This is a genomic window from Nitrospirota bacterium (assembly GCA_023229435.1).
GTDB lineage: Bacteria > Nitrospirota > UBA9217 > UBA9217 > UBA9217 > JALNZF01.
The window spans coordinates 1-24,159 of record JALNZF010000027.1 but is presented as its reverse complement, the minus strand read 5'-3'; the positions used below and the strand labels follow the sequence as shown (position 1 = coordinate 24,159).

Annotated in this window: 21 protein-coding genes; 16 read left to right on the top strand and 5 right to left on the bottom strand. The window is 54.5% G+C overall.

Annotated elements, in window-relative coordinates:
- Nucleotides 1–56: 56 nt before the first annotated feature.
- The 12 genes from M0R70_14205 (at nucleotide 57) to M0R70_14150 (ending at nucleotide 13,509) form a co-directional block, all read left to right on the top strand.
- Nucleotides 57–983, top strand: a complete 927-nt coding sequence (locus tag M0R70_14205; GenBank protein MCK9420520.1) for a sulfite exporter TauE/SafE family protein — start codon at nucleotides 57–59, stop codon at nucleotides 981–983.
- Between the two features lie 139 nt (nucleotides 984–1,122).
- Nucleotides 1,123–1,827, top strand: a complete 705-nt coding sequence (locus M0R70_14200; GenBank protein ID MCK9420519.1) for a TIGR02186 family protein — start codon at nucleotides 1,123–1,125, stop codon at nucleotides 1,825–1,827.
- A complete protein-coding gene (locus M0R70_14195) occupies nucleotides 1,827–2,690 on the top strand; it encodes a universal stress protein (GenBank protein MCK9420518.1) in 864 nt (287 codons plus the stop codon). The genes M0R70_14200 and M0R70_14195 overlap by 1 nt, the downstream gene beginning before the upstream one ends.
- Nucleotides 2,691–2,733: 43 nt before the next feature.
- Nucleotides 2,734–3,156, top strand: a complete 423-nt coding sequence (locus M0R70_14190; protein MCK9420517.1) for a universal stress protein — start codon at nucleotides 2,734–2,736, stop codon at nucleotides 3,154–3,156.
- 283 nt (nucleotides 3,157–3,439) lie between these two features.
- Nucleotides 3,440–3,622 (top strand): twin-arginine translocase TatA/TatE family subunit, encoded by a 183-nt coding sequence (tatA, locus tag M0R70_14185; GenBank protein ID MCK9420516.1) that lies wholly within the window; start codon nucleotides 3,440–3,442, stop codon nucleotides 3,620–3,622.
- Between the two features lie 236 nt (nucleotides 3,623–3,858).
- A complete protein-coding gene (locus tag M0R70_14180; GenBank protein MCK9420515.1) occupies nucleotides 3,859–5,505 on the top strand; it encodes a hypothetical protein in 1,647 nt (548 codons plus the stop codon).
- Nucleotides 5,495–6,718 carry a type II secretion protein gene (locus M0R70_14175; GenBank protein MCK9420514.1) on the top strand — a complete coding sequence of 408 codons (1,224 nt, stop codon included), beginning with the start codon at nucleotides 5,495–5,497 and terminating at the stop codon, nucleotides 6,716–6,718. The genes M0R70_14180 and M0R70_14175 overlap by 11 nt, the downstream gene beginning before the upstream one ends.
- A gap of 28 nt (nucleotides 6,719–6,746) precedes the next feature.
- Nucleotides 6,747–8,159 carry an ATP-binding protein gene (locus M0R70_14170; protein ID MCK9420513.1) on the top strand — a complete coding sequence of 471 codons (1,413 nt, stop codon included), beginning with the start codon at nucleotides 6,747–6,749 and terminating at the stop codon, nucleotides 8,157–8,159.
- The gene (locus M0R70_14165; protein ID MCK9420512.1) at nucleotides 8,152–8,523 is read left to right on the top strand and encodes a response regulator; all 372 of its coding nucleotides are present in this window, start codon (nucleotides 8,152–8,154) and stop codon (nucleotides 8,521–8,523) included. Before M0R70_14170 ends, M0R70_14165 begins: the two co-directional genes overlap by 8 nt.
- Before the next feature lie 5 nt (nucleotides 8,524–8,528).
- Nucleotides 8,529–11,078, top strand: coding sequence for a PEP-utilizing enzyme (locus M0R70_14160; GenBank protein MCK9420511.1), 2,550 nt, complete (start codon nucleotides 8,529–8,531; stop codon nucleotides 11,076–11,078).
- A gap of 239 nt (nucleotides 11,079–11,317) precedes the next feature.
- On the top strand, nucleotides 11,318–13,138 hold the full coding sequence (locus M0R70_14155; GenBank protein MCK9420510.1) for a KUP/HAK/KT family potassium transporter: 1,821 nt from the start codon (nucleotides 11,318–11,320) through the stop codon (nucleotides 13,136–13,138).
- 35 nt (nucleotides 13,139–13,173) lie between these two features.
- A complete protein-coding gene (locus M0R70_14150; protein MCK9420509.1) occupies nucleotides 13,174–13,509 on the top strand; it encodes a hypothetical protein in 336 nt (111 codons plus the stop codon).
- A gap of 30 nt (nucleotides 13,510–13,539) precedes the next feature.
- Here the strand turns inward: M0R70_14150 and M0R70_14145 are convergent, their stop codons facing one another.
- Both M0R70_14145 and nadA read right to left on the bottom strand, forming a co-directional pair.
- Complete coding sequence (locus tag M0R70_14145) at nucleotides 13,540–14,640, bottom strand: DNA recombination protein RmuC (protein ID MCK9420508.1); 1,101 nt, start codon at nucleotides 14,638–14,640, stop codon at nucleotides 13,540–13,542.
- A gap of 390 nt (nucleotides 14,641–15,030) precedes the next feature.
- On the bottom strand, nucleotides 15,031–16,026 hold the full coding sequence (gene nadA / locus M0R70_14140; protein MCK9420507.1) for a quinolinate synthase: 996 nt from the start codon (nucleotides 16,024–16,026) through the stop codon (nucleotides 15,031–15,033).
- 161 nt (nucleotides 16,027–16,187) lie between these two features.
- Between nadA and era the strand changes: the two genes are divergently transcribed.
- The 3 genes from era to recO all read left to right on the top strand — a co-directional run bounded on the left by era (nucleotide 16,188) and on the right by recO (nucleotide 18,775).
- Nucleotides 16,188–17,090, top strand: a complete 903-nt coding sequence (gene era, locus M0R70_14135; GenBank protein MCK9420506.1) for a GTPase Era — start codon at nucleotides 16,188–16,190, stop codon at nucleotides 17,088–17,090.
- Between the two features lie 128 nt (nucleotides 17,091–17,218).
- Nucleotides 17,219–17,824: a DedA family protein gene (locus M0R70_14130; protein MCK9420505.1), complete on the top strand. Its 606-nt coding sequence runs from the start codon at nucleotides 17,219–17,221 to the stop codon at nucleotides 17,822–17,824.
- 192 nt (nucleotides 17,825–18,016) lie between these two features.
- The gene (gene recO / locus M0R70_14125; protein MCK9420504.1) at nucleotides 18,017–18,775 is read left to right on the top strand and encodes a DNA repair protein RecO; all 759 of its coding nucleotides are present in this window, start codon (nucleotides 18,017–18,019) and stop codon (nucleotides 18,773–18,775) included.
- A 263-nt stretch (nucleotides 18,776–19,038) separates the two neighbouring features.
- Here recO and lnt read toward each other — a convergent pair whose 3' ends face one another.
- Genes lnt through hfq form a run of 3 tightly spaced genes read right to left on the bottom strand, consistent with a single transcriptional unit; the run spans nucleotide 19,039 to nucleotide 21,237 of the window.
- Complete coding sequence (gene lnt, locus M0R70_14120) at nucleotides 19,039–20,616, bottom strand: apolipoprotein N-acyltransferase (GenBank protein ID MCK9420503.1); 1,578 nt, start codon at nucleotides 20,614–20,616, stop codon at nucleotides 19,039–19,041.
- Nucleotide 20,617: 1 nt separating this feature from the next.
- Nucleotides 20,618–21,019 carry an RNA chaperone Hfq gene (locus tag M0R70_14115; protein MCK9420502.1) on the bottom strand — a complete coding sequence of 134 codons (402 nt, stop codon included), beginning with the start codon at nucleotides 21,017–21,019 and terminating at the stop codon, nucleotides 20,618–20,620.
- An 11-nt stretch (nucleotides 21,020–21,030) separates the two neighbouring features.
- A complete protein-coding gene (gene hfq, locus M0R70_14110) occupies nucleotides 21,031–21,237 on the bottom strand; it encodes an RNA chaperone Hfq (GenBank protein ID MCK9420501.1) in 207 nt (68 codons plus the stop codon).
- Between the two features lie 1,827 nt (nucleotides 21,238–23,064).
- Here hfq and M0R70_14105 point away from each other — a divergent pair.
- The coding region (locus tag M0R70_14105) for a hypothetical protein (GenBank protein ID MCK9420500.1) at nucleotides 23,065–24,159 on the top strand (1,095 nt) is incomplete at its 3' end.

The following is a 24,159-nucleotide window of genomic DNA, read 5'->3' as shown; positions in this document are numbered from 1 at the left end:
AAAGTTCAGGGTTCAAGGTTCGCGGAAAAAATATTAAGAGAAAAGGAGCTTGAGTAATGTACCTGTATCTACCTATTGCTTTGACCAGTATCAACATCCTGATTCCCGTGGGGCTCGGGCTGGCCGTGGGACTGCTTTCCGGTCTCTTCGGCGTCGGCGGCGGATTTCTTCTGACGCCGCTGCTCATCATGTTCGGCATACCCTCGACGGTCGCCGCGGCAACCGATTCCAACCAGATCGTGGCGGCATCCACGTCCGGCACCTACGCGCACTGGCGGGTGGGGAACGTGGACTTTAAGATGGGACTGTATCTCCTGGTCGGCGGATTTGCCGGAGGCATCGTCGGCGTCCAGGCCATCAAACTGCTTCATGCCATGGGTAATGCTGATTTCGTGATTAAGATCACGTATATCCTCATGCTCGGCATCGTCGGTGTCTACATGTTCATCGAGAGCCTCCAGAGCATGAGAAAGAAAAAGGATGGCGCTGCAGAAGAAGCGAAGGAAGAAAAAGAATCCGCGATGGGCAGGTTCCTGCATTCCCTGCCGCTCCAGACCCGCTTCGAGAAGTCGGGTATCACACATTCCGTGTTCGTTCCGATCGTGCTTGGCGGATTTGTCGGTATTCTTGCCGCGATCATGGGCGTGGGCGGCGGGTTCCTGATGGTCCCGATCATGGTGTACCTGCTCAGGATGCCGATGCATGTGGTGGTCGGGACAAGCCTGTTCCAGATCCTCTTCACCTGCATCGAGGTCACGTTCCTCCAGGCATACACCAATCACAGCGTGGACTTCCTGCTCGCCGTGCTCCTGCTCGTGGGCTCGACCGTAGGGGCGCAGATCGGCACCGTATTCGGCCGGAAGCTCAAGGCCGAGCAGCTCAAGATCCTGCTTGCGGGGATCGTGCTGGCCGTGACCGTCAAGATCGTGTTCGAAGTCACCCTGACTCCGGCATTACTTCTTAGTCAAGTAGGAGGACATTAAAATGAAAAATCAATTCAAAATTCAAAATGCAAAATTCAAATTTCAAACTGAAGTTAGAAAAATGCGGGTTATGGCCGCGCTGATTTTAACTTTTGCATTTTGCATTTTCCAATTTGCATTCGCCGGCACGGCGCAGGCCATGCTTACCGCAATAGCGAATCACGATCATATCACCATCGACTTCTTTTATCACGGCAGCACCGTGAGCGTGCGGGGCATATCGGACCCGGGCGTGGACCTGGTCATAAAGATAACCTCGCCCGAAGGGCACCAGGTAATGAAGCAGAAGGGCAAGATCGCGGGGGTGTTGTGGATGAACGTGGGCCAGCTGAAGTTCGAGCAGACACCCAACTTCTACGAGGTCTTCAGCACGAAGAAGGTGGAAGACATCCTGAGCGTCGAAGAGCGGGAAAAGTACGTGATCGGCTATCCCGCGCTCGCGAAGCATGTGGATATAACCCCGGTCGCGAACGAGGAAGAGAAAACAAAATGGTTTGATGAGTTCGTCAAGTTCAAGGAAGGATCCAAAGTATACACGACGTCGTTCGGAAAGATCGATACCAAACTGAACGCGGAGGGAAGCCAGGATTACTACATCCTCACCGATTGGCCCTACCAGGCCCAGCCGGGCGATTACCTCGTCTCGGTCTATGCCGTGAAGGACAATAAGGTCATAGAACAGGCACAAGCAAAGGTGAACGTGGAGCAGGTCGGCATGGTCAAGACACTGGCCACGATGGCGCAGAACAGCCCGGCGATCTACGGTTTTCTTTCCATCGGGGTCGCGCTCGGCGCGGGTGTTGGCGTAAGCATGGTGTTCAGAAAAGGCGGGGGTTCTCACTGATGTATAACTCAATTGTTGTAGGCTATGACGAGTCGCTGTCGAGCAAGGCCGCGCTGAAAGAGGCCTCCCGGTGGGTGAAGGTGCACGGAGGGAAGCTTCTCCTTATCCATGCGGTATTTTTCGACCAGGAAGAGTTCACCATACTGCCGTCGCAGATGGAAAAACGGTTCGAGTTCGGCACCAAGGTCTGTCTTGATGCGAAAAAGAGCCTCCAGTCCGAATTCGGCTTGAACGGCAGTGTCGAGTCTTATATCTGCGAGGGCGAGCCGCCCGAGGTAATCGTTGAAACGGCACAAACGAACAAGTCAGACCTGATCGCCCTGGGCACTTACGGCAGGAAGGGATTCAAAAGACTGCTCATGGGCAGTGTGACCTCGCAGGTAATTATGAATTCCCCCTGCGATGTGCTGGTCGTGACCAGGGAATGCACCCGATGCACCGGAAAATACAGCTCAATGCTGGTACCCTTTGACGGTTCAGAGTCCAGCAAAAAGGCGCTGGTCCGCGCCTGTGAACTGTCCAGGCTCGACGGCGGAGAGATCACGGTCCTCTATGTGATCCCGCGCTACGAGGAAATGATGGATTTCTTCAAGACCGAGACCATTACGAAAAGCCTTTTCCAGGAGGCCGAGAAGATCGCCGATGTTGCGAAGAAGCTGGCCGCTGAACAGGGAGTGCAGATCAAGGCCGTGGTCCAGGAGGGCCATGCGAGCGACAAGATCATTGAGCTCTCCGACAAGTTCAAGAACGATCTGATCGTCATGGGGACCCACGGCTGGAGCGGCATGAACAAGGCGATCATGGGCAGCACGGCGGAGCGGATCATTGCCAACGCGGAACGGCCGATATTGATAGTTCGGTGAGTTGAAGGACGACGGACGGATAAAAGAAAGGGAGTATGTAGATATGAAAGGCTACAGAAAAATCCTTATCGCATTGAATGGACATAAAGAGGTCCTGGAACAGGGCATCAAAATGGCCAGGGATGAAAAGACCTGGATCACGGTCGTGAAGGTACTGCGTCCGTTCGACGGAGATCTCAATCTTACCGGGATCAAGAACCTGAACGACGTGCTGGACGACGGCGGCGCCAGGGCTGTTTCAGAGATCAATGAGATGGCGAAGGCTGAAGGCGCGATGATCAAAACGAGACTGGAGCAGGGCGATGTCCCGCAGAGGATCGTTGAGGTCGCGGAAGAGGAACGGTGCGATCTTATCATCATGGGATCGAAAAAGAAGAAGGGCATCCTGAGCAGGCTGTTCGGAGACCATATCGTCGAGAAGGTCATCGACCTGGCGCCCTGTCCGGTGTATGTAGTGAATGTGTAAAAGTCCTGAAGCGCGACTGTAAAGACAGGTCCTTACTAGGAAGTTCACGATGCTTTTCTTTTCCTGCACCCCGGTTCACAGGTTCGCGCAGGCATGCATTGCGGGTTCTGATAACGAGCCTTTTCGAGCATCGCAGCACTTCCCCTCGCCCGGTAGATCAGGCTCGGCCGTGTCTGCCGGGCTTATCATGACATGGGCACTTAGACTGCTTGCGCATGCTTGTGCGCGAACCTGTTCACGGGATGCAGGGGTTTCTTATTTTTATTAAAAAAAGGAGCAGCACATGGCTGGACTTGGATTTCCTGAAATGGTGGTCATCCTGATCATTGCCCTGGTGATCTTCGGGCCGAACAGGCTTCCCGCGCTCGGGGAGAGTCTTGGAAAAGCGATCCGGGGTTTTAAGGAGGGTTTGCAGGACAAACCCGCAGGTATCGAGCAGCACCACAAAGAAAAAACAATGATTTGATGCGCACGATTATTTGGAGAAGTGTTGGAAGGGAACATCGGATCAAGAATGACGAAGGTCCATCACGAGGAAAAATTCGAGGTATAAGTTGTAGGACGATTGTTGCGCCAATCATCAAATATCCCTTGTGTTGTACTTGTGATGGAGGCGAAAACGCCTCCATCTTTTTTACTCTTGAACTCAGTCCTGTGAAAGCAGTTCCTGTCAGTATGTTTCCCTTCCACGCGCCGCACCCTATGATAACGAACAAATTTGATAGATTGGTCAGAAGAGAACTCCTGTCCAGGGATGAGCTGTACCGGCTCATCGTGGAAGCGGAACTCTCGCGGACTTCGCTCGAAGATTTATTGGGAACGGCAGGTGTGCCCAAACACGAGGTACTCCTCTGCCTCTCGGAATATTATAATGCGCCCTTTGTAGAATACGACGAGGGTGTCGTCGTTTCTCAGCAGATCATGCGGCGCGTGGATATGGAGAGATTGAAACGCGTCCTGTGGCTCCCCTTGTCGATCCAGCAGGATGCCGCCGAGGTCATCGCCTGTTATCCCGATGACCCGGTTGTGCTCGAAGATATCCAAAAAACACTTCAGGTGAAGACGGTTGAATTCCGGGTCACCCTTTCCGCGGACCTTATCAGGATAATAGAGCACAATCAGGATCTGAACCCCGGATTTCCACCTTCGGCGGGCAGAACACCGCTCGCCAAGGTTAGGACCTTTCTCGCCGACCGTCGTTCAATGCTTTCCTATTTCCGGACGGCGTCGGCGAAGGGGAGGACGGGACTGGCATTCCTGCGGACCGGTCTCTCTTTTATTACGATCGCGCTGGTACTTGTCCGGATCTTCGGCATGGGCTATCTGATCGTTGTCGAGGTGCCGCTCTTTGTCGCGGGCGTGGTCATGACGATAGACGGCATGAAATGGTATCTCCCGGCCCGTATTGTCGGGGAAAAGCACCTGGATTGTTCATCGACGGAGCCTACTGGTGGATCGACCGTGCTTCAGGTTTCCAACCCCGGGGACGATCCGATCTTCAGCCGCAGCAACGAGGTTGCCGGAGCGGGAAAGCTCCGGAGCGGATGGAACAATCTTTCTCCGGTAATGCGCCGCAGATTTCTGGCAAGCGACAGAACGGATCTTGCCGAGGAACGGACGTCCCTCGCGTGCCATCGTACTCTCATGGCGCGGGCGCGTACGGGGCTTTCCTTCACACGCACGGGGATCGCCTTTATCGGGATTGGTATTGCACTGCTCAGACAATATCATGTTGGCCTCTGGGTGGCACTTGACGTGGCCCTTGTTATCCTGGGAGCAATGATGGTAGCGGAGGGATTTTATTGGTACCTGCCCGGCCGCCATGCCGGCGAAAAAAGTTCGCAAGCCGTAAAAAGGTCGGAGGGAAAGCCGAGCATCTGGGATGCGGTATTCCCTTTTGTGTTCAAACAAGGAAATGTTGATCCCATTCGCATGTCTCTTCCGCCGGTGAAGGGGTTCAATTCTCCGGGGATCTGGGCCACCACCGGTCTTGCCCTGGAACGGACGCTTCTTGCCGAGCGGCGGAACGTGATGGCCCGGCTTCGCACCGTCATGGCCCGTTCCCGGACCGGAATGGCGTTCATCAGAACGGGAATGAGCATCTCCGCGGTGGGCCTGGGGCTGCTGGTCTATTTTGGCGCGGGCAATGTCTGGTGGACGATATTCGATGCCGCGCTGATCCTGTCGGGGCTGTTGTTCATTGCCGACGGACTCTACTGGCATCTCCCCGCCGAAAGAACGAGAAAACAGTTCCCGTATTGTTACGGGGAAATGGAGCTCGCGATTCCCGATTACGGGACAGTGTCCCGTTCCTGGAGAAAAGCGGTATTCAGTCACGATGACCTATAAGACAACTCATAACGAGGTGAAGGAAGGACAGCAGGCGGAGCGGTTTCTTATCCTGATGGATTGGGGAGTGCTGACGAACGATGAACTGCGGCAAGCCGAACAGGCCGCCGTTGCCCGGGGCATCGATATCGAGCGCGTACTCATCCATGAGTACGGCGTGCCGAAGGGAACGCTTCTGGCCGCGTTGTCCGAATATTTCAAGTGCCCCTTCGTGGAATATGACGAGCGGATGCCCATACCCCCCGGGTGCCTGACAGGACTCGATGGCGAACGGCTGTCCATCAGCCTGTGGTTTCCGATCATTCATGACGGCACTACCGTTATTATCGCCGCACATGATCCGCAGGACCGGCGCGTGCAGGACGAGGTCAGGCAATCCATCAAGGCAGAACAATATGAGTTCTGGGTGGCGCTTGAAGAGGACCTCCAGTGGTTCATCCAGGACTTCCTGCACGCGAAGCCCGGATCGCTGATCGGGACGGAGCGGACCGGCCTCGCCTTCTGGCGCAATACCATGGCCCATTGGAGGACACGGCTCGCCTGCTACCGCAACGACCTGGCAAAGGGCCGCACCGACCTTGCCATCCTCAGATGGGGGCTGGGTCTCATCACGCTGTCCGATGTACTGATGCAAACTCATCCCGCCGGCGCCGCCAACCCGCTCACCTGGTTGATGATGGCGGCCGGCGTCTCTCTCGGCGTCTTCGGGCTGTCCGGGTATTTAACCGTGCGGAGGACCAGGATGAGAACGCCCGGGCACCAGACGCTTATCGAGGTCACCGCGGCGACGCTCCAGTTTCTTGATGCCTACCATTATCTCGACCAGTGCGCGATCGCATCATCGACAAAGGGGACCATGCTCGCCCGGCTTGGCGATTGTCTCGGCGGCCACTGCACCATTCTCTTTCCCTCGCCGGCCAGCAGGGAGCGCACACACCTGGCGCGCGAGCGTAATGTGCTCGCGGCCCAGCGGACCGTGGCGGCCTGCTACCGGACGATCTACGCGCGCGCGAGGACAGGACTGGCATTCATCCGTACCGGTGTTTCGTTCACCATGGTCGGGTTCGGGCTTATGCATTATTTCGGTTTCAGTTTTCTGACGGCCTTCGATGCATTGCTTATTGTTGCGGGGGTGCTCATGGCCATGGACGGCTTCCTGTGGTACCTGCCGGTCAGAAAGGAACAGGCGGAGATCCCGCGGTGCATGGGGTAAAGCAGTTCGGAGTTCGGAGCAGGATGTCATGAAAATAGAAAATAAACTTATCTTATCGAACATCATCAACGGCGCATTCATTGTTTTGATCGGCCTGTTTGCCTATCAGAACGCGAACATGGTATTGACAAAACTCCGGTTCGTGGAGATCGCCGATGACCTGAACGCGTCCTTTCTCGAAATGAGGGTTTCGGAAAAGAATTTTTTCCTGTACCACGACCGGAAGGCGCTCATGGACATCCGGGGTAAAATAGCGTCGACGATGACGACCATCGAGGCCGAGAAGGATGATATCATCCGGGCCATCGAGGAAGAAGATCTGAAAAAACTTCAATCCCATCTCAAGGCCTACTCGTTCGCCATCAACGGGGCGAGTACCGGGGACCCTCGGGACCCAGATCTGGAAACGAAGATCAGAGCCGCGGGAAAAAGATTGAAGGAGTATTCTGAATCCATCTCGCGCCTCGAACGCACCCGCGTGAACGATATTATTCTGAGCTCCAAGCGTATCCTCATAATCTCTTTCTGGGTCATCCTTGCTTCGGCGCTCATCATCACGCATATCATATCCCAGAAGATCGTGCGTTCGCTCCGGCGGATCGAAAAGCTCACCAAATCCATCTCCGAGGGGAACTTCAACCGTATCGAAGGCGTTCGGCCAAGGGATGAGCTTGGCTCGGTCATCGAGGCGATGGATTCCATGTCCGAGGAACTGGCGCACCGTGAAGAGCAGATCATCCAGTCCAAGAAGCTCGCGTCCCTCGGCATCCTGACGGCGGGCGTGGCCCATGAGATCACGAACCCACTGAACAACATCTCCATGATCGCCCAGACCTACGCGGAGCTGTACCCGAAGCTTGGGGAACATGACCGGATCGAGTTCATGAACAAGGTTGATGCCGAGACGGAGCGGATACGGAAGATCGTGAAGAACCTGCTCGATTTTTCAAAACCCAAGGATGCGCATCCAAAACAAGCGGACATCAACACCGTGATCCAGCAGACGCTCACCCTGGTGCAGAATATGATCGATGTGTCGAATATCGAGACCTCGATCCATCTCGCCGACGGCCTGCCCCCGGTGTTCGTGGACGACCACCAGATCCAGCAGGTCCTGGTGAATCTGATCACCAACGCGGTCCAGGCCATGACCTCCGGCGGCAGGCTCGTTATTTCATCAAGGCCTGGAAAGAAGGGAGATTCCATTGAGATCGGCGTCGCGGACACGGGCAAGGGCATCGCGCCCGAATTTCTTCCTCATATTTTCGATCCTTTCTTCAGCACCAAGGGAGAGGGCGGGACCGGGCTCGGGCTTTCGGTCAGCTACGGGATCATCAAGAATCATCAGGGAGAGATCAGGGTGGACAGCATGGTCGGGGTCGGAACGACCTTTACCCTGGAACTGCCCCGGTATAATAACGAGGAGAAGAACAATGAATAGACACAAAATCATGGTCATTGACGATGAAAAGATCGTGGGCGACATGGCGAAACTGTCGCTTGAGCAGGAAGGCTATGTGGTTGAAACGTTTCTGAACGCCGAGCCGGCGCTGAAGCGCCTGCAGGAAGAAAAATTTGACGTTGTCGTGACGGATTACAAAATGAAGGGAATCGACGGGATGGAGGTGCTGAAGACCGTGAAAGACCTCTATCCCTCGACGCAGGTCATCATGATAACGGCCTTTGCCAACCTTGACGCGGCCATTGAGGCGCTTCGAAGGGACGTGCATGACTTTTTCCCGAAGCCGGTCAAGATCAGGGAATTGAAGGCTTCCATCAAACGGGCGCTGGAAAAACAGCTTTAAAGGCCATGACAAATATTGCCGGAAAACTGAATTTTATTTACCGGACACTCCGGGGTGCTCGACGCGATCGGGAGTCGTTCGAGCTGCTGTTCTCCCAATTCCGCCAGGTCCTCGACGATAACAATAAAGCACTCGAGATCATTACGGACATGGGTGATACCCTGGGAGGGGACTATCTGTTCGACATTCAGTACGTCAGAAGATCCTATGCCGACCTGCACGCCGCCGTGGGCGACTCCCTCCGCGATTTCGATGTGCTTACGCACAGCCGGTATCCGCCGCTCCGTGAGCGGTTCCGGGAAATCGACGAGGGGATCAGGCATGTCATCGAAGAAACCGTCATCGCGGCAAAGGAACTTGTTGTTTTCTTCGAGCAGGTTACCGGCGAGATGGTGCGGGACATCGGCGGCAAGAACGCCAACCTTGCGGAGATCAAGAACACGCTGAAGCTGAACGTGCCCGATGCCTTTGCGGTAACGACCCGGGCCTTTGATGCCTTCATGGTCCACAATCAGATCTATCAAAAGATCCAGCTCCCGAAGGCCGGTACCCCGATTTCCGGTGCGTCCCTGCACGAAGCGCATGAGCTTATCCTGCATGCTGAGATGCCGCCCGATCTGCACCGCGCCATCGACAAGTCCGTCAGCAAGATCAGATCGCGGTGCAAGGCGACGTGTACCCTCGCTGTGCGGAGCAGTGCCGGGGAGGAGGATGGTGAGTTCTCGTTCGCGGGACAGTTCGAAACCGTTCTGAACGTGCCGCTCGAAACCGCGGCAGTTGAAAAGGCTTACCGGAAGGTGCTTGCCAGCCTGTTCTCCGAAACGTCAGCGATCTATCAGGAAAAGCTGGGGTATGCCCTGAAGGACATGAAGATGGCCGTCGGGTGCGTGGTGATGGTGGATGCCGCGACGAGCGGGGTCCTGTATTCGGCCGATCAACAGGGAAGCCGTGACACGCTGACCATCAATGCCGCGTGGGGGCTCGGAACATCCGTTGTGGAGGGCCGGATCGATGCTGATCTCTACAGAGTGAACAAGAGCGGCAATCGGAAGATCGTTGAGACGAGGATCGGCGCGAAAGGATCGATGGTCGTCGGGAGCGAACAGGGCGGTGTGATTACGGTGGAAACGCCGGAGGAAAAAAGAACTCGATCGAGCCTTGATCCCGGGCAGGTTGCCGAGCTCGCCCGGCTGGCACTGCTGATCGAAAACCATTTCCGCAGGCCCCAGGACATCGAGTGGGCCTTTGATGGACAGGGGAGGGCGTTCATTCTCCAGGCGCGGCCGCTCAGACTGCCAAGCGATGAAACCCGCACGGATGTCGCGGACACGAGCGTGCCTGATGCGCACGTCCTTGTGAAGAACAGCGGGCTTGCCGTGCAGAACGGCGTGGCAGCGGGCAGGGTATTCATCCTTAAGAACAACAACGATCTTGATTCCATCCCCAAGGGCGCCATCCTTGTCGCGCGGCATGATTCGTCCAATTTCGTCCGCGTGATGACCGACGTGGCCGCGATCGTCACCGACACGGGAACGTTGACGAGCCATATGGCGGCCCTGTGCAGGGAGTTCAGGATTCCGACGGTCGTGAACGCGGGCAACGCGACGCGCCTGCTTGCCCATGGTCAGGAGATCACTCTTCAGGTGGTGAATGAAGGGGCGACCATGTATCAGGGGCTGGTCAGGCAGGTCATGGAGCGCGTGCGAAACAGCTCTGTCCAGATGGACGAGCTCTCGGAGTTCCGCAAAAAACGGTATCTTCTGCGCTACATTGCGCCGTTGAACCTGGTCGATCCGTTGCGGGATGAGTTTACCCCCGAGGCATGCAGGACCCTGCATGATCTCCTGCGCTTTATCCATGAGAAATCGGTCGCGGAGCTGATCGAGACCGCGCAGTTCGGCGTGAAGGCCAGTGCCGTAACCTTGGACCTGACGATCCCCGCCGGGATCATGGTCATCGATATCGGCGGAGGCTTGAACAAATTCCTGCCCGGGGACCACATCACCGCGGGGCAGGTTGCTTCACTGCCGCTTCGGGCGCTGATCAGAGGAATGACCCGCCCCGGCATCTGGCGCTCCGACGCGGTCCCGCTGAACGTCAATGATTTTATGTCGAGTATGCTGCGCATGCCCGATATCATGTCCGACAGCAAAGGCCGTGTGGAATCGAACATGGCCGTCATTTCACGGGAATATGCGAACATCAGCCTGAAGTTCGGTTATCATTTCATCCTCGTGGACTGTTTTTGCGGTGAGAACGCACACAACAATCACATCTATTTCCGGTTCGCCGGCGGCGCCACCGACATGACCAAGCGTTCGAGGAGGCTGCAGCTCATCGCCGAGATCCTCGGCGAGTATGGTTTCACGATCAAGACAAAAGGCGATCTGATCGTGGCCCGGCTCGCGAACATTAGCAGGGATGAGGCGGAAAGCGTCCTCGATCAGCTTGGCAGGCTGATCTCCTTTACCCGCCAGCTGGACGCCGTGCTTCAGGACGACCACGCGGTACAGCGCTACGCAAGGAACTTTTTGGACGGGATCTATCAAACGTAAGCGTCCGGGAAGCTAGAGGGCGGAACAGAGAAAAGTCTTAGCAGAATAGTCACTACCGGAAGTATTTCGGAGAAGAGATTGACGGCTGAAGAGGAGTTATTCCCTCAGCCTTTTTTTATTTCTTGTTTTTTGCGCTGGATGCGGTTTATTCACCTTGCTTTTTATTTTAAACTGTATTATGATTTTGCCAGCAGTAAATCTGCTATACCGCATGGTCATTCAACCTCATCTTATTACGTATGCCTGACAAAACATCCCATGCCAAAGGAATCATAAAGTCTCTCGGCCTTGTGTTCGGCGACATCGGCACGAGTCCGATCTACACGCTCACGGTCATTTTCCTTCTGCCGACGATCGTGCGCACCGAGGACAGCGTGATCGGGGTCCTGTCCCTCATTGTCTGGACGCTCATCATCCTGGTGACCGTGGAGTACGCCTGGCTGGCCATGAGCCTCGGCAAACGCGGAGAAGGCGGCACCATCGTGCTCCGGGAACTCCTGGTCCCGCTCCTCAAATCGGGCAGGCAGGCCACGGTTGTCACCATGCTCTCGTTCATCGGCATCTCGCTTATCATCGGCGACGGCGTCATCACGCCGGCCATCAGTATCCTGAGCGCTGTGGAGGGCATGCTCCTGATCAACGGGCTCGAGGGAATGGACCGGACCTCCCTTGTCATCATTGCCGGCGCCATCGCCATTCTGCTCTTCTCGATTCAGAAGAAGGGGACCGAGCGGGTCGCCAAGGCCTTCGGGCCGCTTATGATCCTGTGGTTTGCCGCCCTGACGATCTCCGGCATCGCTTCGATCTATTATATGCCCTCGGTGGTCAAGGCGGTGAATCCCTATTATGCCTTCACCTTCATGACCCATCACGGACTCACCGGGTTCTTCGTACTCTCCGAGGTCATTCTCTGCGCCACGGGCGGCGAGGCGCTCTACGCGGACATGGGACACCTGGGCCGCGAGCCGATCGTGCGGGCCTGGTACTTCGTGTTCTTCGCCCTGGTGCTCAACTATCTCGGCCAGGGGGCATTCCTCATCCGGCATCCCGATGCCAGGAACGTGCTGTTCGAGATGGTGTATCATCAGGCGCACGTCCTCTATATCCCGTTCCTGCTCCTCTCGATCATCGCCACGATCATCGCGTCGCAGGCCATGATCAGCGGCATGTTCTCGATCGTGTACCAGGGCATCACCACGCGCATCATGCCCATGTTCAAGGTGGACTATACTTCCGAGGAGCGTCATTCCCAGATCTATATCGGTGCTGTGAACTGGTTCCTGCTCTTTTCGGTGCTTTTCATCATCATGGAATTCCGGGAGTCCAGCAGGCTTGCGGCCGCATACGGCCTTGCGGTCACCGGCACCATGACCCTCACCGGCATCTTCATGACCTGGATCTTCTATCTCCAGAGGAAGTTCGGCCGCGCGGCGCTCTCGGTGGTCGTGACCTTCGTCTGCATGACGTTCCTCCTTTCCAACACCTACAAGATCCCCCATGGCGGTTACTGGTCCATCATCATTGCCGCGATACCGTTCCTGGTCATCATGCTCTACCGCAAAGGCCAGCGGAAGCTCTACAATGTGCTCCAGCCTCTGCCGATCGACGTCTTTCTGCCGAGCTACACCCAGATCTATCAGAACATGAGCAGGATCAAGGGGACCGCGCTCTTCTTCGCGAGGGACGCGAAAGAGGTCCCGCCCTATATCGTACATACGATCATCAAAAACAACATTCTCTATGAGGACAATATCATCATCTCCATCGTCAAGCGCGAGGACCCCTTCGGCACCACGGGGTTCTTCAAGGAAAGTCTCGGCCCCGGGCTCCGGTCCTTCGAGATACAAACGGGCTACATGGAGGTGCCGGATGTCGAGGAAATCCTGCGCGAGGCGGGGATCCAGGAAAAAACGATCTTTTACGGTGTTGAGGATATTCTGCCGAGCAACATCGTCTGGCAGCTGTTCTCGATCATCAAGCGGCTGACGCCGAACATCGTTCAATTCTACAAGCTCCCGTACAACAAGCTCCACGGCGTGGTGACCAGGGTGGAGATGTAACTGAACAGTGCGGAGTTCGGAGTGCGGAGTGCGGAATGAAGACCTATGACGTGTTCGGGAAGACCGGGGAATCGGGCGAATATATCCTCGGCGCGCGCGACACCGGCAGCCATGCCTGCTATTTGATCTATGGAGTTTTGAAGCCGGGAGAGAAGGGGCGGGAATTGAGCCCCGGCAAGGGGCATGAAGAGATCGTCTTTGCGATCGCGGGCGACCTTCAGCTGTCGGGTCATTACACGGGAATGCTCAAGCAGGGACAGGCGATCCATCTTAAAGGTGAACAGGCGTGTCTTGCCGAGAATCCGGGCGCGATCAATGTCGTGTATGTTATTTCAGGAGGACATTCCGAATCAGAACAGGGGCACCATTGACGGTTTCCCGTTCGCATGAAGGCAGAAGAATCACAGCGGCAGCTTATTGTTTTCTTCGATGAGCGTATTGTCCCCGGTCCCGCTCAGGGCTTGAAGCCGATCACCGAACTTTTCCAGTCTTTTGTCCGCATCGTCGTATTTCGTCTTCGTATTTGTCAGGTGTTTCCCCACCAGTTCGAATTCATCCTGAAATTTTCTGAAATCACCCGAAAGCCTTGCCAGGTTCTTCAAAATATCGTGTGCCTGCTCCTCGATGTGCAGTCCTTTGAGACCCAGGAGTATGGTCTGGAGGTAGGCGTAAAAACTGTTGGGTGAGACCGGGATGACCCGCTTGGTAAAGGCGTAGTTCAAAAGTCCCTTGTCGGTATCAACGGCCTCGTCCCTGATGATGAGCTCGTAATACACGTTCTCCGCAGGGATATACATGAGCGCGAAGTCGAAGGTACCCTCGTCGGGCAGAATATACTTGCCGGAGATGGCGTCGATATGCTTCTTGACGTCGCTGATGAACTTCTTTTTGGCACTCCTGCGCTCTTCCTCCGTTGCCGTCTCGACAACACGCTTGAAATTTTCGAGCGGGAACTTGGCGTCCACCGGCACGAGGTTCCTGCCGAGTTTGATGACCGCGTCCACTGCCTCTCCGCTCTTGAACCGGTGTTGAAGCGCATAGTGGGCCGGCGGGAATATCTGTGCTAGGAGATCTCCGAGAAAGAGCTCGCCGAGCCCGCCGCGCAGCTTGGGTGACCTCAGTATCTCCTGCAGGCTCGCGATGTCCTTGCCCACATCGAACACTTTTTTTGTCGCTTCGGAGAGGCCCCCGAGTCCCTTGCTCACTTCCTGCACCACGCGGGCGGCGTTGTCCAGTCTGCTGTTCAAGTCGCCGGTGGACCTCTGGAGCTGCTGGGTGACCTGGTTCAGCTGAGAATTTACCTGGAGCGTGACCTGGCTGAGCTGCTGATTTACCGTTTCCTGGTTCCTCTGCATTGCTTCGGTGAGCTGACCGCGGAGGGACTGCACTTCCTGCTGCATCAGGGTCATGGCGGGGTCGGCGGTCTTTCTCCGGGACAGGAACACGAGCCAGAGGAGGATGAGGACGACCGCTGCAAGAAGTATTATGATGGCTATGTTCATAGTATTATCAGATTCATATCAGGCGTCGAAGCTGAAATCTCAAATCTCAAGTACCAAATTCCAAATGAATTCCAATATACAAGCACGGAAATTTCAAACGTTTGAATATTCGAACTTGAAATTTGGATATTATTTGTATCTACTCAGGTCAAAATCTATTAGCCGCGAATGGCCTGAAAAATGAACCGGCCACTTAGAGAAGCACGCAAAGAACGCAAAGGGAACCTTGAGTCGAAATTATTTTCGGTTTAAAACCAAAAGCAAGCAGAGAGAATTAAAAACTGAACTACATAACATCAGGCTTTTCTTTGGGATCTTTGCGTTCTTTTGCGGCCAACCTGAGCCGTTACTATTATTTGAAATTTGTTATTTGAGATTTGGAGCTTGCCCTTACAGGGCGAGCATTCTGTCCAGCGCGCGCTTGGCCGGGACACGGATGTCCTCGGGGACTTTGATGACATACTGCATTTTCTCCAGCGCGGTAAGCACGCTTTCAAGCTTTGTCCGCTTCATATTGGGACAGACCATCTCATTCGAAACGATAAAGAACTTCTTGTCAGGGCTCTCTTTCCTCAGGCGATGGAGCAGTCCTTCCTCGGTGCCGATGATGAATTCCTTGTGGTTCGATTCCCTGCAAAAGCGGAGCATGCCTGATGTGCTCGTGATCTGGTCCGCCAGGTCCTGTATCTCGGGCGGGCATTCGGGATGGACGACCAGGGCGGCATCGGGATGGGCGGCGCGCGCCTTGTTGACGTCCTCGATGTCGAGATGGCCGTGATGCACGTTGCAGAAACCGTCCCAGGAGATGATCTTTTTCTTCGTCCGCTTGGCGGCAAAGGCCGAGAGGTTCCGGTCCGGGATGCAGATGACAACATCTTCTTTCAGCGATTCAACGACCTTCACGACATTTGATGAGGTACAGCAGATGTCGCTCTCCGCCTTGACCGCGGCCGAGGTGTTCACATACGCGACAACCGGCACGCCGGGATATTTCTTCTTCATGTCCAGGAGCGTGAAGTCGTCGGCGAACTCGAATGCGATCCCGAGCTTTTCAGAATAGAAGTCCCGGCGCGTCTTGCGCGGTCCTTTGACCGTGACCATGTCGGCCATGGGACAGCCCGCGCCGATCTCGGGGAGCAGGACGGTCTTGTCCGGAGAGAGGATCGAGGCGCTTTCGGCCATGAAGTGCACGCCGCAGAACACGATAACCGCGCAGTCCGTTTTTGCCGCGGTGCGCGAGAGCTCGAGCGAGTCCCCCGTGAGGTCGGCGATGTCCTGCACCTCGGGACGCTGGTAATTGTGCGCGAGGATGATGGCGTTCAGGTCTTTTTTGAGCTTGAAGATCTTTTCGCGGAGGGCGTTGATGTCGGTCTTCCCGGTAATCATAGGTAAGTGATAATACAGATAACAGGCGTGGATTGTCAAATGGAATTTGATCGCGAATTACAGGACCTTACTCTCTTCCCCATGCGCTCTGCGCCAGGCGTTTTTATCTGAAGCCGGCTTTTCTATTGCGCGAGCCGCTGATTTGGGGTATTCTTACTTCCATGAGCGACCATGAAAATTTCAAATCCGGCTTCATCTCCATCATCGGCAGGCCGAATGTCGGAAAATCCACGCTCCTGAACGCACTTCTCGGCGAGAAGATCGCCATCATCTCGAGCAAACCCCAGACCACCCGGAACCGCATCCTCGGCATCGTGAACCAGCCGGGCGCGCAAATCGTGTTTCTGGACACACCGGGCATCCACAAACCCATGCACAAGATGAACGAGGTCATGGTCAAGACCGCGCTCCAGACCTGCAAAGAAGTGGACGTGATCCTGATGCTCGTCGAGGCCACGGAGCAGCCCGGAGGCGGGGACAAATTCATCATCGAGACCCTGTCGAAGGTCAAGACGCCGGTCTTTCTCCTTATCAACAAGGTGGACCTGATCAAAAAAGACGCGCTTCTGCCGCTCATGCAGGAGTACAGCAAGCTCTACAATTTTGCCGAGATCATCCCCGTGTCGGCGCTCAAGAACGACCTCGGCGGTCTTGTCGAGACGGTCCTGAAGCGTTTGCCCCAGGGACCGCACTATTTCCCGGATGACCAGCTTACCGACCAGCCGGAACGATTCATTGTGTCCGAGCTTGTCCGGGAGAAGATCTTCGAGCTCACCAAAGAGGAGATCCCCTATTCCACGGCGGTGGTCATCGAGGAAATGAAGGAAGACCCGGACATCACGCGGATATCCGCCGTCATCTATGTGGAACGCGACTCGCAGAAGGGCATCCTGATCGGCAAGGGCGGGGCGATGCTGAAGCAGATCGGCACGCTCGCCCGTCTTGATGCCGAGAAACTGCTCGGGACCAAGGTCTTTCTGAAGCTCTTCGTGAAGGTAAAGAAAGACTGGCGTGAGGACGAGGGAATGCTGAAGAACTTCGGGATACTGCAAGAGGGGAAATAGATCGGTTACGGTTACGATGCCCGTTTCGTGAGGCGTAGGTCGGTATTGTCTTGAGGTTTAACCAGAATAACGTAACCGAATCACGATACGGGCTTCGTTACCATTACCGTTTAAACGGGAGTATATACATGCATGAACTGATCACCTGGCTGCTGAACACCATCGGGGCGCTCGGCTATCCCGGCATCTTTCTTCTGATGGCCATGGAGAGCTCGGTCATTCCGGTCCCGAGCGAGCTGATCATGCCGCCGGCCGGCTACCTGGCGCAGCAGGGACAGATGAATATGGCGATCGTGATCCTCTGCGGCACCGTTGGCAGTCTCCTGGGCGCCTACGCGAATTACTACGCGGCGCACTATCTGGGCAGGCCGCTCATCTTGAAATACGGGAAGTATGTCTGGATCACGGAAGAGAAGTTCGCGAAGGTCGAGCGGTTCTTCAAAGACCACGGCGAGGTGTCGACCTTCATCGGCAGGCTTCTGCCGGTTGTGCGGCACCTGATCTCGCTCCCGGCGGGCCTGGCGGGCATGAACCATCTGAAGTTCTCTCTCTACACGCTGCTCGGAGCGGGGCTGTGGGTCACGGTGCTTTCGTACATCGGATATTTCATCGGCGCGAATCGGGACCTTATCATGCAGTACTCGAACCAGGCGCTCATCGGGGCCGTTCTGCTGAGTGTCTCTATTGCGGTGGTCTATGTCTGGAACCACCGGAGGAAGAACAATAAAGAGTAACTGCTCAGGTTGTCCGGTTCACGGTTCAAGGTCTGATGGTTTAGGCTGATTAAACAACATCGGAAGAAACCATCATCCATCCTTTTGATATTCGTTTAGCGATATCTACTCTTCAGATCGTTCGATTTTCACTGCTTCCCAACCTTGAACCGTGAACCTGGAACTTCGAACCCGAGTAGTTATCAGAGACCTATGAAATCCAAGACCGAGGCGATCATCATCAGCAGCATGAACCTGGGCGAGGCGGACAAGCTCGTCACGTTCTTTTCCCTCGACCGCGGCATGCTGAAGGGCGTTGCCAGGAACGCGCGGAAGTCCTTCCGCCGCTTCGGGGCGGGGCTCGAATCCTTTACCCGATCACGGCTGCATCTCTTCGAGCGCGAACACCAGGAGCTCGCGCGGATCGAATCCACGGACATCATCGAGCAGCATTCATCCATCGGCTGCGATCTGGGCCGCGCCGCTGTCGGCGCGGTGATGCTCGAACTGGTACGGGAGATGGCGCCGCTCGGCGAACGCAATGCGCCGGCCTTTCTGCTCCTTTCCCATGTTCTCCATCTTCTCGACGAGGGTGAGGACCCGCTGTTTCTGCTCCGGATATTCGAGATCAAGTTCCTGTCGCTGCTGGGTTACCAGCCCAAGCTCGATCACTGTCTTTCCTGCGGTGTCCGGCCGAAAGGGGACATCATCTTTCTGGTCATGAAGGGCGGTATGCTCTGCCCGGATTGCATGGTCTCTTCCGGCGAACCGCAGATACGGCTCTCCCAAGGCGCGGTGGGGTTCTATTATCACGTGCTCAGGATGGACATGGACAAGGTTTGCAGGCTTAAACCCTCTCCCGCGATCATGCAGGAGCTTGACCAGGCATTCTCCGCGCACACCTTTCACATCCTCGGCAAGCGGCTCAAGTCAACGGAGTTTCTGAAGAAAGTTTTACCCCTCAGTCACTAAGCACGAAGGAAATCTCAAATTCCAAATCCCCAATACCCAATTTCGTGACTACTCAGGTCAGTTACTTCGCTTTGTCGCAAGGAGCGCCGGGATGATTGCTATTCCTGACACGAATAGCGTTCGCGGCGCTTTCGCTTCGCCCGCGCCGCCTGGATTTTCGGTGGACTGTCGCCGAATCCGGCAGGCGCGCTCTTATTGCGACTACGCTCCGCAACCGACCTGAGTAGCTATGAATTTTTTGTGCCTTTGCCTGCACCCAGCGGTTACGAGTGGTAACGCGAGTGCAGGGTGTGTCTTCGTGGTAAGAGGGTTACTGGATTTTTCGGGGTCCACACCAGCATGATCAAACTCGCGAGCACACAGGCGTAGGCGAAGAGGTCGCCGAAGCGGGTGTAAAAGGTTTTTTCAGCTCCGGGAACGAGGGTATGCGTCAGGTGCACACGGGTGAAGATCCCCGACGCGGCAAGGATATGACCTTGCGCATCGATGAAGCCCGAGACACCGGTGTTCGCCGCGCGCGCGACCGGCACGCGGTTCTCGACAGCACGAAAGACCGCCATGGAGAAGTGCTGGTACGGGGCCGCGGTCCTGCCGAACCACGCGTCGTTCGTGACTGTGGTGATCACGTTCGCTCCCTTGTCTACGAATCTCCTGACCAGGTCAGGAAAGATGATCTCATAGCAGATGACGGTGCTCACCTTTACATCGGGACGCGGAACGTTGCCACGAACAGGGACCGTCATCACCGTATACTCGTTGCCCGCCTGAAAGTCTCCGATCGCCTGGACCATCTTTCCGACAAAGAACAGGACATTCCTGAGCGGCACGTACTCGCCGAACGGCACGAGGTGTATCTTGTGATAGGCCCCCTCAACCCGTCCATCAGCGGAAAGCAGGAACGCGGAGTTGCGGCCGATGATCCGCTTGTTCGGTTTTACTTCATAGGTCGGGCTGCCAAAGAGGAGCGAAACCCGGTTCTGTTTCACGAATGAAACGAGGTCCGCGGTCAGGACTTGGTCCATGGGGGCCGCACCGCTGAAGTAGAACGGCGTGGCGGTTTCCGGCCAGATCACGAGATCCGGCTGCTCCTTGAGCGCCTCCCGGGTGAGCTGCTTGTACTCCGCCAGCGTTTCCCCCTGGAATGCGGAGTCCCATTTCTTGTCCTGTGCGATATTCCCCTGCACGACCGAGACTGTTATACCAGCCCGTTGAGCCGGTGTTCGTAATTTCACGAACCCATAGCCCAGAACAAGCATCATCGCGAACAGGACAACGATCAATCCGAACCGGCTCTTTCTGTCCAGGATGAATTCCGCGAGGGCGGCATTCACCAGCACGATCAGGAATGAGACGCCGTATACGCCGGTGATGTCAGCTATCTGGACAACCGGTAGCGCGAGATATTGCGAGTAGCCGAGCAGCGACCAGGGGAAGCCGCTGAACGCGTAGGTGCGCGCGAGTTCGAGCGCGGTCCAGAGGGCGGGCGCGGCGATGAAAAAAAGCGATGGATGGTTTTTCCTGATATGAACGGCAGCGGCGCCGAAGACCGCGGGATAGAGCGCAAGATAGGCGCTCAGGAGCAGCATCAGGAGCGATGCGGGGACGATCGGAATTCCTCCATACACGTGCATGGAGTTCGTCACCCAATAGACCGTACCGACGAAATACGCGATCCCGGATATCCCGCCAAGCCAAAAGCCATTCTTGACGCTCTGTCCCTTGAGCGCGAAGAACAACGGCAACAGGGCGATCCATGCAAGGAAATGGAGGTCGAACGCGGGGAAGGCAACGGCAAGAAGAATGCCCGAGAACGCGGCGAGCGCAAGGGAGCGGAAGTTCATGCTACTTTTCAGCCTTCTGTTCCTGCATCCACTTGAGCAGTCCGTCCTTCATGCTGTTGTTGAGATTCTCGGTCGCGGATGGGGAAAGCGCCTGAGGCTGAGGCTGCGTTTGCCTGGGTTGGTGCGAGGCGCTCTTTTCGGGTCTTGGGGGAGCTGTTTTTGCCGGGGGGGCGGGCCTGCTTGACGCGGGTTGGCGCTTGTGCTCCTCCTGAGGAAGCGGGGAAACGCACGTGACCGCATGGCGGTACAGGATCTCCTGTTTGTGGCCGTCCATGATGATGACGTAGCTGTCAAAGGCCTTGATCCTTCCGGAAACGCGGATCTTGTTCCGGAGGGTAACCGTCACGGATGTACGCCCGGTCAGGTAGGTGTCCAGCATTCTATCGAGGAGATTTGTTTCCATGAGCCATCCCTCTAACGATTGATCGTGGTGATCGAGTGTTTGTAGTAGAGGTGTTGTTTGCCGTCCTCTTTGAGCAGGATGGTGAAGCTGTCATAGGCCTCGATATGGGCCCTGATGCACTGTCCGTTGATCAGATACAGCGTAAGGAGCTGGTTCTCCTTTATGGCCTTGTCGAGGAATTCCTGCTGAATATTCGGCTTGCCGGGTGAAGGTTCCACGAGGGCCTGATCGGCCGGACCGGATGTCTGTTGCGGCTCGGGAACAATGATGACGGGATGGGGAGCGGTGAGAAAGGACATCTCCTGTTTCAGGATCGTGACGGTCCTGCCGTTCTCTTCAAGGTTGATCTCGTAGCGGCCGATGTCGCGGATAATCCCTTCATGTTCGGTTTTGTTCATCTGACCGATATGGAGTTTGATGCCGTTTGCTTGGGCCTGCGAGAGGAACTGCGGTTCGATGGCTTGCCTTGACTCTTCCTTCGTTACTTCCATTGGAAAAATCATATCTGAAATCGTGAACGATTGCAAGAAAATTATCTTTCTCCGCGCATGCAAACGAATGGTCTCAGAGCATCAATTGCAATATCAATTCTTTTTGTTATGAAAAAATCATGTGATATCCATAGTGAAGGAATGCTCAGCGAATTGGCCAGGAAGAGACATAAAACAATTATTGATGGTTCAAATTATAAAGGACAAACGGGGGAAATGGGGAATTCGGGAAAATAATAATATAAAAATAGAATAACATCTGTTTGACTACTTTTAAAATTTATAAGTATTTCCTCATGTTCCTTTTGGGGGAAAATTATTTTATCTTCAGACATCTTTTTTTCTTGACGATTCGATTTAATTAAGCTAATTTTTAGCTCCGCAATCAGCTATGTTCATTATGATAATCAAAAGAGTAAAGACTGCATCGATGTTTGACGCCAGCTTTTAGCTCTCGAGGAAACAGCATATTTTTTATTACTATGCAAATTGACAACGGACTTCCAGGATGGTCTCACAGCATCTCTTGTAATTTAATAGTACATTTATTGTAATTGCACTGGGCGGTAATAAACAACAGGCAACTTTTTGTAATAAATCATTTTTGGACGGGCTCGCACCTGGTTCATTTCAGTAGAGATTTATCGCAGGACGCTATTTTCTTGTTTGGTAGTGCGTTTTAGGAAACGGGTCAATTCAACCCTTTTGTCTTAACATAATCTTTAAAACGAGATACATCCGGATGGCTGTCGGAAAATATTACATAAAATCGTATAGAATACTTAATACTGATGTTTTATTGTCATTTATTGTTGCTACCATATTGTTAATATTATTATTTATAAATTTAATAAGAAGAAGGTAAAAGTCGAAAAAACTAACATTGTTATATGCGATTATTTTAAATAACTTAATTAACAATATGATACAACAATGGTATTGTTGTTGCATTATATTGTAGCACTAATTGGACGGTCATCATGACCGGGATCAATTGTAACCATTCAATTTGTTTATCAATTTCCTTAAACGGTGAGGAAAAATGAAAAAAATCATTGTTAGCGGTGTTAAAAAATGATTTCATGGTTATTCTCCTCACTCTATAAGCGATTCAGCGGTTCAAGGTTGTTTCCTTTCGTAATAAGGTGGCCGAGCAGCTATTGTTCAACTAAAAAAATACTTTCAGGCAGGTCGTAGTGCAGCCGACAATGGAGTTCCGTTTCCCCACACCCGTTGTTTTGTTGCTCTTGCCTCAATAGAAGATACTTGATCTATTTTATGGAAGAAAGGAGGGCGCGTGAGTAATACCTCAAAGAACAATATAGACCTGTTCTTTCACCTTTGGGGATATTTTTTTAACATGCTTCTTTGTTTCTTGTTCCAATCGTCATCGCATCACCCCATGTGCTACTGCTACGATCAGGGGAAGAGCTATAGTGCATTTTTCTCCCGCAGCAGCTCGTCAAGAGCACCTCCGAGAAACAACGCAGAACCCCGAAGCAGATATTATTCAGACCTGAATTTGCAGTTACTTTAACTTAGGAGAATATGATCATGAATAAAAGGAAGTGGTTTATCTTTTTGGCCACAGTGCTTTTGTGTATCGGCATAGGCATGTCACAAGCCCTTGCTGCGGTAAGTTCTATAAACAACAATTTCACGATGATGGATGGAACATTAGGCGACCCCCCTACCGGCGGCACCAATGACGTCGTGTTCACCTGGGACGGGACGCAGATGACCTCGGTTGCGGCAGCCGGCCAGGTCTCGAATGCGACACTCTCTTCCGTAACTCCGTTCTATGGTGTTCCGTGGGCGGCGCATGATGTGGCCATCTATGGCCCCGGCACCTACACGGTTTACGCGGACTGCCCGGCGGGAAGCCCCGGCTGCGGAGCGGGCGCCCCGATTTCCTTTACCGTTGCATCGGGCCAGCTCGGCGCCCACATGCTTTTTGACTGGGGCGGCAGCAATGATATAGATGTGGTGGATATCTGGTCACCGAACGCCGTGTTTGGACCGTCACCCATGTTTACCGGACCGGACGGAACGACTGCCCCCTTCGGGAATCCTGCTACGGTTTGGAGCTACATGTCACAGGACTGGGATGGCGACGGCATTAACGGCTATGGCATGGTGGACGGACCGTTCTTAGGGTTCAATGCCAACTTCAACGTTAATGTAGTAGGCACTGCCAACAACAATTTCACGATGATGGATGGAACATTAGGCGACCCCCCTACCGGCGGCACGAATGACGTCGTGTTCACCTGGAACGGGACCAAGATGACCTCGGTTGCGGCATCCGGCCAGGTTTCCAACGCGACACTCTCTTCCGTAACTCCGTTCTATGGTGTACCGTGGGCGGCGCATGATGTGGCCATCTATGGCCCCGGCACCTACACGGTTTACGCGGACTGTCTGTCAGGGGAGCCCGGCTGTGGATTGGGCGCCCCGATCACCTTTACCGTTGCATCGGGACAGCTCGGCACCCACATGCTTTTTGACTGGGGCGGCAGCAATGACATAGATGTGGTGGATGTATGGGTTCCGAACGCCGTATTTGGACCGTCACCCATGTATACAGGACCGGACGGGACAACTCCCCCTTACGGTGATCCTGCTACGATTTGGGACTGGATGTCGAGT

Coding starts and splice junctions, on each gene's coding strand:
- lnt (MCK9420503.1), bottom strand. CDS start 20,616: ATGAACTTCCGCTCCCTTGCGCTCGCCGCGTTCTCGGGCATTCTTCTT.
- M0R70_14175 (MCK9420514.1), top strand. CDS start 5,495: ATGACCTATAAGACAACTCATAACGAGGTGAAGGAAGGACAGCAGGCG.
- M0R70_14115 (MCK9420502.1), bottom strand. CDS start 21,019: ATGGAAACAAATCTCCTCGATAGAATGCTGGACACCTACCTGACCGGG.
- M0R70_14165 (MCK9420512.1), top strand. CDS start 8,152: ATGAATAGACACAAAATCATGGTCATTGACGATGAAAAGATCGTGGGC.
- tatA (MCK9420516.1), top strand. CDS start 3,440: ATGGCTGGACTTGGATTTCCTGAAATGGTGGTCATCCTGATCATTGCC.
- M0R70_14150 (MCK9420509.1), top strand. CDS start 13,174: ATGAAGACCTATGACGTGTTCGGGAAGACCGGGGAATCGGGCGAATAT.
- M0R70_14155 (MCK9420510.1), top strand. CDS start 11,318: ATGCCTGACAAAACATCCCATGCCAAAGGAATCATAAAGTCTCTCGGC.
- era (MCK9420506.1), top strand. CDS start 16,188: ATGAGCGACCATGAAAATTTCAAATCCGGCTTCATCTCCATCATCGGC.
- recO (MCK9420504.1), top strand. CDS start 18,017: ATGAAATCCAAGACCGAGGCGATCATCATCAGCAGCATGAACCTGGGC.
- M0R70_14145 (MCK9420508.1), bottom strand. CDS start 14,640: ATGAACATAGCCATCATAATACTTCTTGCAGCGGTCGTCCTCATCCTC.
- nadA (MCK9420507.1), bottom strand. CDS start 16,026: ATGATTACCGGGAAGACCGACATCAACGCCCTCCGCGAAAAGATCTTC.
- M0R70_14205 (MCK9420520.1), top strand. CDS start 57: ATGTACCTGTATCTACCTATTGCTTTGACCAGTATCAACATCCTGATT.
- M0R70_14190 (MCK9420517.1), top strand. CDS start 2,734: ATGAAAGGCTACAGAAAAATCCTTATCGCATTGAATGGACATAAAGAG.
- M0R70_14195 (MCK9420518.1), top strand. CDS start 1,827: ATGTATAACTCAATTGTTGTAGGCTATGACGAGTCGCTGTCGAGCAAG.
- M0R70_14130 (MCK9420505.1), top strand. CDS start 17,219: ATGCATGAACTGATCACCTGGCTGCTGAACACCATCGGGGCGCTCGGC.
- M0R70_14180 (MCK9420515.1), top strand. CDS start 3,859: ATGATAACGAACAAATTTGATAGATTGGTCAGAAGAGAACTCCTGTCC.
- M0R70_14200 (MCK9420519.1), top strand. CDS start 1,123: ATGCTTACCGCAATAGCGAATCACGATCATATCACCATCGACTTCTTT.
- M0R70_14170 (MCK9420513.1), top strand. CDS start 6,747: ATGAAAATAGAAAATAAACTTATCTTATCGAACATCATCAACGGCGCA.
- M0R70_14160 (MCK9420511.1), top strand. CDS start 8,529: ATGACAAATATTGCCGGAAAACTGAATTTTATTTACCGGACACTCCGG.